Origin of the sequence: Kitasatospora sp. NPDC058243, from assembly GCF_042882025.1 — a bacterium.
GTDB lineage: Bacteria > Actinomycetota > Actinomycetes > Streptomycetales > Streptomycetaceae > Kitasatospora.
In genome coordinates, this window is record NZ_JBHVWW010000128.1 from 1 (window position 1) to 7,630 (window position 7,630).

General features: G+C 73.0%; 8 protein-coding genes. 4 read left to right on the plus strand and 4 right to left on the minus strand.

Annotated elements, in window-relative coordinates; translation table 11 throughout:
* Window positions 1-281 precede the first annotated feature (281 nt).
* The 4 genes from ACFVX9_RS39195 to ACFVX9_RS39210 form a co-directional block, all read right to left on the minus strand.
* Complete coding sequence (locus ACFVX9_RS39195) at window positions 282-1,700, minus strand: acyl-CoA synthetase (protein ID WP_380484510.1); 1,419 nt, start codon at window positions 1,698-1,700, stop codon at window positions 282-284.
* 199 nt (window positions 1,701-1,899) lie between these two features.
* Window positions 1,900-2,862 carry an electron transfer flavoprotein subunit alpha/FixB family protein gene (locus ACFVX9_RS39200; protein ID WP_387987013.1) on the minus strand — a complete coding sequence of 321 codons (963 nt, stop codon included), beginning with the start codon at window positions 2,860-2,862 and terminating at the stop codon, window positions 1,900-1,902.
* A 57-nt stretch (window positions 2,863-2,919) separates the two neighbouring features.
* Complete coding sequence (locus ACFVX9_RS39205; protein ID WP_079135488.1) at window positions 2,920-3,705, minus strand: electron transfer flavoprotein subunit beta/FixA family protein; 786 nt, start codon at window positions 3,703-3,705, stop codon at window positions 2,920-2,922.
* Window positions 3,706-3,969: 264 nt separating this feature from the next.
* Entirely contained in the window at window positions 3,970-4,383 is a 414-nt protein-coding gene (locus ACFVX9_RS39210; protein ID WP_063351571.1) for a thioredoxin family protein, read from the minus strand.
* Here ACFVX9_RS39210 and ACFVX9_RS39215 point away from each other — a divergent pair.
* The 4 genes from ACFVX9_RS39215 (at window position 4,289) to ACFVX9_RS39230 (ending at window position 7,527) form a co-directional block, all read left to right on the plus strand.
* The gene (locus ACFVX9_RS39215) at window positions 4,289-4,546 is read left to right on the plus strand and encodes a hypothetical protein (protein ID WP_167745840.1); all 258 of its coding nucleotides are present in this window, start codon (window positions 4,289-4,291) and stop codon (window positions 4,544-4,546) included. The two genes, ACFVX9_RS39210 and ACFVX9_RS39215, sit on opposite strands and share 95 nt — an antisense overlap.
* Window positions 4,547-4,587: 41 nt before the next feature.
* Complete coding sequence (locus ACFVX9_RS39220; protein WP_063350143.1) at window positions 4,588-5,013, plus strand: DUF4395 domain-containing protein; 426 nt, start codon at window positions 4,588-4,590, stop codon at window positions 5,011-5,013.
* Window positions 5,014-5,281: 268 nt separating this feature from the next.
* Window positions 5,282-6,052 carry a lysophospholipid acyltransferase family protein gene (locus ACFVX9_RS39225; RefSeq protein ID WP_380346447.1) on the plus strand — a complete coding sequence of 257 codons (771 nt, stop codon included), beginning with the start codon at window positions 5,282-5,284 and terminating at the stop codon, window positions 6,050-6,052.
* Window positions 6,053-6,267: 215 nt separating this feature from the next.
* Entirely contained in the window at window positions 6,268-7,527 is a 1,260-nt protein-coding gene (locus ACFVX9_RS39230) for a TolB family protein (protein WP_380380987.1), read from the plus strand.
* Window positions 7,528-7,630 lie beyond the last annotated feature (103 nt).

Below are 7,630 nucleotides of genomic sequence, written 5' to 3' on the forward strand. Positions count from 1 at the left end.
TCCGCCAGGGGGGTGGAGGCGGAGTCGGCGAAGGAAAAGCACTTCCCGGGGAGAAGGCAGGGAGGGCTCGGAAGACCCCGCCCGGCGTACCACGGCCTCCGGTCGTGCGACCGGGAGCCTCGGCACGCCGGGCGGGGATTCAGTTCTGCCTGCGTGTCACGGTAGGCACGCGTCCGCTCACGGCGCGCAGTGGAGTGAGCCAATGGAAGGGTTCACGGCCGGTGAGCACCGACGGGGCATCAGGGTGAAGGCCAGTCATCGGGCCGCGGCCCGACACCCCCTCACCCCTGCTGGTCGGCCTCCGCCAGCAGCTGCTTCTTCAGCACCTTTCCCAGCGCGTTCCTGGGCAGTTCGGGCACCAGCACGACCCGGCGCGGCCGCTTGTGCGCGGACAGCCGCTCCGCCACGAAGGCCGTCAGCTGTTCCCCCGTCACGGCGCCGTCCGGGATGACGTACGCGACGATGGCCTGCCCGAGGTCCTCGTCCGGCGCACCGACCACCGCCGCGTCGGCGACCGCCGGGTGGTCGCGCAGCGCGGCCTCCACCTCGCCGGCGCCGATCCGGTAGCCGCCGCTCTTGATCAGGTCGACGGAGGCGCGACCGACGATCCGGTGGAAGCCGTCCTCACCGATCACGGCGACGTCCCCGGTGCGGAACCAGCCGTCCGCCGTCCAGGCCTCGGCATCCGCGTCGGGCCGGTTGAGGTACCCGCTGAACAGGGTCGGCCCGGCGACCTGCAACTCTCCGACGCTCTCCCCGTCGGAGGGCACCGGCGCGCCGTCCTCGCCGACCAGCCGGGTGCGCACCCCGTCCAGCGGCAGGCCGACGCTGCCGGGCCGGCGCTCGCCGTCCGCCCGGGTGCTGACGGTGATCAGCGACTCGGTCATCCCGTAGCGCTCGATCGGGGCGTGCCCGGTGAGCGCAGCCAGCTTCTCGAACACGGGTACCGGCAGCGGCGCGCTGCCGGAGACCAGCAGCCGGGCCGAGGCCAGCCGACCCGCCGCCCCGGGGTCGGCCGCCACCCGGGACCAGACGGTCGGCACCCCGAAGTACAGGCTGCCGCCCGCGGCCGCGTACCCCTCCGGGGTGGGCCGCCCGGTGTGCACGAGCCGGCTGCCGGTCCGCAGGGCGCCGAGGACGCCGAGGATCAGTCCGTGGACGTGGAACAGCGGCAGGCCGTGGACGAGGGTGTCCTCGGCGGTCCACTGCCAGGCCACGGCGAGCGCGTCCAGGTCGGCGGCGACCGCCTGGCGCCGGATCACGGCTCCCTTGGGCGCCCCGGTGGTGCCGGAGGTGTAGAGGACGAAGCCGGTGGCGTCCGGCGCGGGCTCGGCGAACGTGGTGGCGGCGCGTTCCGTCGGGTCGACCGGCAGCCCCTCCACCTCACCCGGTACGACGTCACCCACGGCGTGCGCGAGCAGCACCGCACCCGAGTCGCGCAGGATGTGCTCGCGCTCCTTGGGCCCGGAGTCGGGCGGCAGCGGCACCACGGGCACGCCCGCCAGCAGGCCGCCGACCACGGCGACGACCGTCTCGACGGCGGGCCGGGCGAGCACGGCGAGCGCGGGCGCACCGGCCACCCGGTCGGCGACGGCGGTCGCCGCGCCCAGCAGCTCCTCGCGGGACAGCGCCCGCCCGTCGATCCGCAGCGCGTCCGCCGTGTCCCCGTAGTCGCCCTGAAGTGCGGTCAGCAGTGCCATGCTTCCGTCCTCGCCCTCGTCTCACGCTGTCGCGCCGACTCTACGGGCCGCACCCGGGCCGTCCGTGGGCGGCGGTCACTGGCCGCCGCCTGCCGCCCGCCTGGCTTGTACCGGCCTGGGCCGACCTGGGGCCGGAAACGCCGGAGGGCGTGGCGCCGGTTACCCGGTGCCACGCCCTCCGCCATGTGGTGCGCGGGGATCAGCCCTTGCGGGCCTTCACCTCGGCGGTCAGCTGCGGCAGCACGGCGAACAGGTCGCCGACCACGCCGTAGTCGACCAGCTCGAAGATCGGGGCCTCCGGGTCCTTGTTGACCGCGACGATGGTCTTCGAGGTCTGCATGCCCGCCCGGTGCTGGATGGCGCCGGAGATGCCGGCCGCGATGTACAGCTGCGGCGAGACCTGCTTGCCGGTCTGGCCGACCTGGTTGCTGTGCGGGTACCAGCCCGCGTCGACGGCGGCACGCGAGGCACCGACGGCCGCGCCCAGCGCGTCCGCGAGCTCCTCGACGACGCCGAAACCGGCCGCCTCGCCGACGCCGCGGCCGCCCGAGACCACGATCGCGGCCTCGGTCAGCTCCGGACGGCCGGTCGAGACCCGCGGGGTGCGCGAGGTGACCTTGGCCGCGTTCCCGGTGAACTCCACCGCCACGTTCTCCACCGCACCCGCGCCCGCAACGGCCTCGGGGGCCACCGCGTTCGGCTTGACCGTGATCACCGGCACGCCCTTCGTCACCTTCGACTTCACCTGGAAGGACGCGGCGAACACCGACTGGGTGGCGACCGGGCCGCCGTCACCGGCCTCCAGGTCGATGGCGTCGGTGATGATGCCGGAGCCCAGGCGCAGTGCGACGCGGGCGGCGATCTCCTTGCCCTCGCCGGAGGAGGTGACCAGGACGGCGGCGGCGTCGCCGGCCTTGGCGATCTGGGTGAGGGCGTCCACCTTCGGGACGACCAGCTGGTCGGTGAACTCGGCGCCCTCGGCGACGTACACCTTGGCCGCGCCGTACTCGGCGGCCTTGGCCGCGATGCCGGCGGCGGCGGCGCCGGCGCCCAGCACGACCGCGGACGGCTCGCCGATCCGGCGGGCCAGGGTCAGCAGTTCGAGGGCCGGCTTGCGGACCGCACCGTCGGCGTGGTCCACCAGGACGAGAATCTCAGCCATTGCTCAATGTCTCCGTGTTTCGCTGTGGCAGGGGGTGGGTGGCTCGGCCGGGCCGGCTCAGATGAACTTCTGGTCGGCGAGGAAGCCGGCGAGCTGCTTGCCGCCCTCGCCCTCGTCCTTGACGACCGTGCCCGCGGTCCGCGCCGGACGAGCCGCCACCGACTCCACCGCCGTCCACGCACCCGCCAGACCGACCTCGTCGGCCTCGATGCCCAGATCGTCCAGGTCCAGCGACTGGACCGGCTTCTTCTTCGCCGCCATGATCCCCTTGAACGACGGGTACCGGGCCTCACCCGACTGGTCCGTCACCGACACCACCGCCGGCAGCGCCGCCTCGACCAGCTCGGTCGCCGCGTCACCGTCACGACGGCCCCGCACCACACCGCCCTCGACCGACACCTCGGACAGCAGCGTCACCTGCGCCACGCCCAGCCGCTCCGCCAGCAGCGCCGGCAGCACACCCATCGAACCGTCCGTCGACGCCATCCCGCCGATCACCAGGTCGAACCCGGTCTTCTCCAGCGCCTTCGCCAGCACCGCCGACGTCCCGATCACATCCGAACCGTGGATGTCCTCGTCGTTCACGTGCACGGCCTTGTCCGCACCCATCGACAGCGCCTTGCGCAGCGCGTCCTTCGCATCGTCCGGCCCGACCGTCAGCACCGTCACCTCGGCGCCCTCGTTCGCCGCCGCGATCCGCAGCGCCTGCTCCACGCCGTACTCGTCGAGCTCCGACAGGAGGCCGTCCACACCCTCCCGGTCAGTGGTGTGGTCGTCCGCGAACCGACGGTCACCCGTCGCGTCCGGCACGTACTTCACACAGACAACGATCCTCAAGCTCACGGCCTGTCTCCTGTACTGGTCTCGTCCGGCGGCTGCGGCTGTGCAAGCGGGGCGCGAACACGGTGCGCACCCGCTCCGGGCAGCGAGTTCCCGTGCCGGTCCGGAACTTCCTGGCAGCATACTCGGCAGTAGTCCAGTGGTCACTACTGGCCAGTAGCTTAGGCCGGGCGGCTGCACTTCCGTCTGCGCCCATCCTGCCCCAGGGCAACCCCGACACCACCTGATCGGGCTACATATCCGCCACAGGACCGCCGGGGCCCCGGCTCACACCGTCTCGCCGAGCGCCGCGATCACGTCCACCTTGCGCGGCAGTCCGGCCGCCCGGCGCACCACCCGGCCACCCCCGTCCAGCACCAGGACGGTCGGCGTGCGCAGGATCTCCAGCCGGCGGACCAGCTCCAGCCGCTCCTCGGCGTCCACCTCGACGTGCGCCACCCCGTCGACCATGCCGGCCACCTCCGCGAGCACCCGGCGGGTGGCCCGGCACGGCTGACAGAACGCCGTCGAGAACTGAACCAGCGTCGCCCGCTCGCCGAGCGCCCCGCCCAGCTCCGCCTCCGACAGCCGTACCGCCCCGCCGTTGGTGCGCACCCTCAGCCTCCCGTCGCGCCGTACCCGTAGCAGCCAGGAGGCGGTCGCCGGCGCCGGCACGACGACGCACACCACCAACCCGGCCATCCCCCAGTCTGCGGCAGCGGCCCCGGGCCCCGAAAGGGAGGTCGACCACCGGGCCGGGCCCGCGTACGATCGCCGGGTGGAATCCGACCGCACCGCACCGCCGTTGCTGACCTCCCGCCGCGTCGTCGACCTGGGCCGGGCCACCACCACCCGCTGTCGCTGACGCGCCCCGCCGCCGCCCGTCGCGACCCTCCCGGAGCCCTCGTGCAGATCGACCCTCGCGGTCCCCGCTTCGCCGCCGCGCTCACCTCGGTCGTCCTGGCCGCCGCCCTCATCACCGGCAGCGACGTGCTGCTGGCCGTCCAGGCCCTCGTCTTCGCACTCGGAGCGTTCGGCGGCCTGCGGCTCTCCCCCTACGGCTGGCTCTACCAGGCCTTCCTCCTCCCCCGGCTGACCCCGCCCTCCGAGACCGAGGACGAGCGGCCGCCCCGCTTCGCGCAGGGCGTCGGCCTGGTGTTCGCCGCCGTCGGCGCCCTCGGCTTCCTCACCGGGGTGGCCTGGCTCGGCCTACTCGCCACGGCCGTCGCCCTGGCCGCGGCCTTCCTCAACGCCGCGTTCGGCTACTGCCTCGGCCGCGAGATCTACCCCCTCGTCCGGCGCGCCCAGGGGCGCCTCGGCGCCGGAGCCTGACCGCAGCCCTGGGGCCCCTGGGCCTTCGGGACGGACCGGGCCTCCAGGTCGCCGGGGAGGGAAAAGTTCCCACCCGAACTCATCACGGAGATCACACCGCGAATATCCGCTTGACCGCACGGCTCAGGTGACAGCAGGCACTCGTTCGGGGGATCATCTCCGTGAATCACCCGTGACCGCCGCGGCGTGCCGCGCTCCGGTCGGCCCCCACTCAGCGACGCGGGTACCCGCCGTACCGGGCTCCGGCCCGTGGAAGTCAGGACTGACCGTGGCAGAGTTCGTGTACCCGCCGGTGATCGGCGCCGCACTCACCGCCTTCCGTGCGCTCGACGTGCGGATCAAGATCGTAGGCGCCGAGAACATCCCCGCCAGGGGCGGAGCCGTACTGGTCAGCAATCACATCAGCTACCTGGACTTCCTCTTCGCCGGCCTCGGCGCCTACCGCGGCGGCAAGCGCAAGACCCGCTTCATGGCCAAGGACGACGTCTTCAAGCACCGGGTCTCCGGCCCGCTGATGCGCGGCATGAAGCACATCCCGGTCGACCGCACCGACGGGCAGCCCGCGTACGAGGCCGCCGTGCGCGCCCTCAAGGCCGGCGAGGTCGTCGGGGTGTTCCCCGAGGCGACCATCAGCCGCTCGTTCATGCTGAAGAAGTTCAAGACCGGCGCCGCCCGGATGGCCGCCGACTCCGGCACCCCGCTGCTGCCCGTCATCCTCTGGGGCACCCAGCAGCTCTGGACCAAGGGCCGCCCGAAGACCCTGACCAAGCGCCACGTCCCCGTCACCATCATGATCGGCGAACCGATTCACCTCGGCCCGGACGACAAGCCCGTCATGGTCACCAGACGGCTGCGCGCGGCCATGAGCGAGATGCTCGACCAGGCCCAGCGCGAGTATCCCGGCAAGCCCTCCGGCCCGGACGACACCTGGTGGCTGCCCACCCACCTCGACGGCACCGCGCCCACCCTGGAGGTCGCCGAGGCCGAGGACGAGGCGGAGGCCCTCGCCAAGGCCGAACGCCGCGCCGCCCGGGGCTGACGGGCTGACCAGCCCCGTCCCTGGTCCGCCCCGCACCGCCACTCCGCGAGACCTTCTACTCCGTGTGATCGATCGAACGCGAGGCGTCGCGTGTCGCCCGGTCGCCGACGCTCCCCGTCTGACACAGTGACAGCCCCTTTGAGGGTCCTTCGTCCAGCATCGGAGACGGAGCGAACGCCGGAGAGGTCGGAAAGGTCGGAGCGGATATGACACGGATGACCCGCACAGGGCAGTCCCCCAGGTCCACACCCGAGGCCCGCACCCGCGCCAGCGCCGGTGCGGGCCTTCTGCTGCTGAGCGCCCTGCTCACCGGGTGCGGCGCCGAACCCGGTGAGATCCCCCTGTCCGAGATCCAGGCGGACGCCCCCTCCACCGCACCCGAGTCGCCGACCGCCGCCGCGAGCCCCGGCGTGGTCGGCGCCGCCGCCGGAACGCCTGCGGCCCCCGCGCACAACGGCCTGATCGTCGGCGGGGAATTCCTCGACGCCGCCCGCACCACCAGCGCCATCGTGACCCTCGCACCCGACGGCACCAACTGGCACCAGGTCACCCAGCCGCCCGACCGCACCCGCGACGACCGCCCCGACTGGTCCCCGGACGGCAGCACGATCGCCTTCGACCGGACCGACCCACGGAGCGGCGCCGCCCGCCTCTGGACGGTCGCCAACACCGGCGACGGAGCCCAGCAGATCGGCCAGCTCTGCGAGACCGGCACCGCCGACTGCGCCAACGAGGACGAACGCGCCCCCGCCTACTCGCCCGACGGCAAGCAACTCGCCTTCAGCCGCTCCTGGGGCGCCCTCGACCCGGCCGACAAATACCAGGTCCAGTACTCGGACCTCTACCTGATGAGCCCCGACGGCACCGACGTCCAGCGGCTCACCTTCCTCACCAACGACAAGCCGTACTCCGGGCAGGTCAGCAACCCCAGTTGGTCCCCCGACGGCAAGCGACTCACCTTCGAGTACCGCACCAACGCCACCGGTCAGCCCGCCAACAGCCGCGCCATCTACGTCGTCGCCGCGGACGGCACCGGGCTCCGGCAACTCACCCCCTGGGAACTGCGCGCCGGAGACCGCGCCAACTGGTCCCCCGACGGCACCCAGATCCTCTTCACCACCCACCCGGCCGGCCGCGCCGACGCCCCCGGCGGCGGCATCTACACCGTCCACCCCGACGGCACCGCCATCGGCGCGCTGACCCCCGCCCCGTCCGACGTCTTCTACGGCACCGCCGCCTACGCGCCCGACGGCAAGTCCATCGTCTTCGCCCAGGACCCCGCCGGCTCCGGGGCCGACCTCTACACCATGCGGCCGGACGGGACGGGCATCGCCCGGCTCACCCACGACAGGGACGCCTGGCTGACCCGACCGGCGTGGGGAACGGCGGCGGTACCGCCCCAACCCGATGGCCGGGCGTCGGCCCAGGCACAATCACGGCGGTGGGAAGAGGACGAAGAACTCCAGGACGAATGAATCACAACGCAGAGAACCCCCATCCGGTTTCCCGGATGGGGGTTCTCTGTGAATGATTGTTCGGCGGCGTCCTACTCTCCCACAGGGTCCCCCCTGCAGTACC

Coding starts and splice junctions, on each gene's coding strand:
- ACFVX9_RS39195 (WP_380484510.1), bottom strand. CDS start 1,700: ATGGCACTGCTGACCGCACTTCAGGGCGACTACGGGGACACGGCGGAC.
- ACFVX9_RS39200 (WP_387987013.1), bottom strand. CDS start 2,862: ATGGCTGAGATTCTCGTCCTGGTGGACCACGCCGACGGTGCGGTCCGC.
- ACFVX9_RS39210 (WP_063351571.1), bottom strand. CDS start 4,383: ATGGCCGGGTTGGTGGTGTGCGTCGTCGTGCCGGCGCCGGCGACCGCC.
- ACFVX9_RS39230 (WP_380380987.1), top strand. CDS start 6,268: ATGACCCGCACAGGGCAGTCCCCCAGGTCCACACCCGAGGCCCGCACC.